Genomic DNA, 3286 nt, shown 5'->3' on the forward strand with positions numbered 1-3286 from the left:
GGTATTAGGAGCCTGACGATGACCTACTCTCACATGGGCAACGCCACACTACCATCGGCGCTGGTCTGTTTCACTTCTGAGTTCGGGATGGGATCAGGTGGTTCCAGACCGCTATGGTCGTCAGGCAAAACGGTTGATCACTGGGGGACGAGAAGGAACTGAGTGATGTTGATTTCGATTGAGCGGTTAGGCTCTGCGTTATCCGCAATTGTCTTGGGTGTTATATAGTCAAGCCGCACGAGCAATTAGTATCGGTTAGCTCAACGCCTCGCAGCGCTTACACACCCGACCTATCAACGTCCTGGTCTTGAACGGCTCTTCAGGGACCTCGAGGGTCCAGGGAGATCTCATCTTGGAAGGGGCTTCCCGCTTAGATGCTTTCAGCGGTTATCCTGTCCGAACATAGCTACCGGGCAATGCGACTGGCGTCACAACCCGAACACCAGAGGTTCGTCCACTCCGGTCCTCTCGTACTAGGAGCAGCTTTCCTCAAATCTCCAACGTCCACGGCAGATAGGGACCGAACTGTCTCACGACGTTCTAAACCCAGCTCGCGTACCACTTTAAATGGCGAACAGCCATACCCTTGGGACCGGCTTCAGCCCCAGGATGTGATGAGCCGACATCGAGGTGCCAAACACCGCCGTCGATGTGAACTCTTGGGCGGTATCAGCCTGTTATCCCCGGAGTACCTTTTATCCGTTGAGCGATGGCCCTTCCATACAGAACCACCGGATCACTATGACCTACTTTCGTACCTGCTCGACGTGTCTGTCTCGCAGTTAAGCGGGCTTGTGCCATTACACTAACCGCATGATGTCCGACCATGCTTAGCCCACCTTTGTGCTCCTCCGTTACGCTTTGGGAGGAGACCGCCCCAGTCAAACTACCCACCACACAGTGTCCTCATCCCCGATAAGGGGACCAAGTTAGAACCTCAAACATGTCAGGCTGGTATTTCAAGGTTGGCTCCATGAGAACTGGCGTTCCCACTTCAAAGCCTCCCAGCTATCCTACACAAACATGCTCAAAGTTCACTGTGAAGCTATAGTAAAGGTTCACGGGGTCTTTCCGTCTAGCCGCGGATACACCGCATCTTCACGGCGATTTCAATTTCACTGAGTCTCGGGTAGAGACAGCGCCCCCATCGTTACGCCATTCGTGCAGGTCGGAACTTACCCGACAAGGAATTTCGCTACCTTAGGACCGTTATAGTTACGGCCGCCGTTTACCGGGGCTTCGATCAAGAGCTTCGCGCAAGCGCTAACCCCATCAATTAACCTTCCGGCACCGGGCAGGCGTCACACCGTATACGTCCACTTTCGTGTTTGCACAGTGCTGTGTTTTTAATAAACAGTCGCAGGGGCCTGGTATCTTCGACTGGCTTCAGCTCCACCCGCAGGGATTTCACTTACCACCAGCGTGCCTTCTCCCGAAGTTACGGCACCATTTTGCCTAGTTCCTTTACCCGAGTTCTCTCAAGCGCCTTGGTATTCTCTACCTGACCACCTGTGTCGGTTTGGGGTACGGTCTCGAATAGCCTGAAGCTTAGAAGATTTTCCTGGAAGCATGGCATCAATGACTTCCCGCTCTAAGAGCAGTCGTCGTCGCGTCTCGAGATTGTGGACCCGGATTTGCCTAAGTCCACTCCCTACTCGCTTAAACCGGGACAACCGTCGCCCGGCTCACCTAGCCTTCTCCGTCTCTCCATCGCAGCTATCCAAGGTACGGGAATATTAACCCGTTTCCCATCGACTACACCTTTCGGTCTCGCCTTAGGGGCCGACTCACCCTGCGCCGATTAGCGTTGCGCAGGAACCCTTGGTCTTCCGGCGTGCGGGTTTTTCACCCGCATTGTCGTTACTCATGTCAGCATTCGCACTTCTGATACCTCCAGCATGCTTCTCAACACACCTTCGCAGGCTTACAGAACGCTCCCCTACCCCGCATACAAAGTATGCAGCCGCAGCTTCGGTGACCAGTTTGAGCCCCGTTACATCTTCCGCGCAGGCCGACTCGACTAGTGAGCTATTACGCTTTCTTTAAAGGATGGCTGCTTCTAAGCCAACCTCCTAGCTGTCTGAGCCTTCCCACATCGTTTCCCACTTAACTGGTACTTGGGGACCTTAGCTGGCGGTCTGGGTTGTTTCCCTCTTCACGACGGACGTTAGCACCCGCCGTGTGTCTCCCGGATAGTACTCACAGGTATTCGGAGTTTGCATCGGGTTGGTAAGTCGGGATGACCCCCTAGCCGAAACAGTGCTCTACCCCCTGTGGTATTCGTCCGAGGCGCTACCTAAATAGCTTTCGGGGAGAACCAGCTATCTCCGGGCTTGATTAGCCTTTCACTCCGATCCACAAGTCATCCCCTGGCTTTTCAACGACAGTGGGTTCGGTCCTCCAGTGCCTGTTACGGCACCTTCAACCTGCTCATGGATAGATCGCCCGGTTTCGGGTCTATGCCCAGCGACTAAATCGCCCTATTCAGACTCGGTTTCCCTACGGCTCCCCTAAACGGTTAACCTCGCCACTGAACATAAGTCGCTGACCCATTATACAAAAGGTACGCCGTCACGGAACAAGTCCGCTCCGACTGCTTGTACGCATACGGTTTCAGGATCTATTTCACTCCCCTCACAGGGGTTCTTTTCGCCTTTCCCTCACGGTACTGGTTCACTATCGGTCAGTCAGGAGTATTTAGCCTTGGAGGATGGTCCCCCCATGTTCAGACAGGATATCACGTGTCCCGTCCTACTCGATTTCACCAGACTCAGGTTTCGGATACGGGGCTATCACCCACTATGGCGGCACTTTCCAGAGCCTTCTCCTACCAGTTGTCTAGCTTAAGGGCTAGTCCCCGTTCGCTCGCCGCTACTTAGGGAATCTCGGTTGATTTCTTTTCCTCGGGGTACTTAGATGTTTCAGTTCCCCCGGTTCGCCTCTTACACCTATGTATTCAGTGCAAGATACCGACCCGAAAGTCGGTGGGTTTCCCCATTCAGAAATGCCCGGATCACAGCTTGTTTGCCAGCTCCCCGAACCTTATCGCAGGCTTCCACGTCTTTCATCGCCTCTGACTGCCAAGGCATCCACCGTATGCGCTTAGTTGCTTGACTATATAACCCCAAGACAACTGTGTTCCATTCATCGACAACTTGGTAAACCAAGGCATCAATAAGTGGAGACAGTTCCTTGAAGCAATATAACAACCACTTCAACGACAACACCGGATAACGCTTGAAATCGTTATCACTCTGATTAATGAATTCCGGAGATAATGGAATCC

Annotated in this window: 2 rRNA genes; both read right to left on the reverse strand. The window is 53.3% G+C overall.

The annotated features are described in order from the left end of the window. Positions 1-10: 10 nt before the first annotated feature. Positions 11-125 (reverse strand): 5S ribosomal RNA (gene rrf, locus EDB94_RS01675). 99 nt (positions 126-224) lie between these two features. Next, positions 225-3116 (reverse strand): 23S ribosomal RNA (locus EDB94_RS01680). Positions 3117-3286 lie beyond the last annotated feature (170 nt).

Origin of the sequence: Marinobacter sp. 3-2 (assembly GCF_003751355.1) — a bacterium.
Taxonomy (GTDB): Bacteria; Pseudomonadota; Gammaproteobacteria; order Pseudomonadales; family Oleiphilaceae; genus Marinobacter; species Marinobacter adhaerens.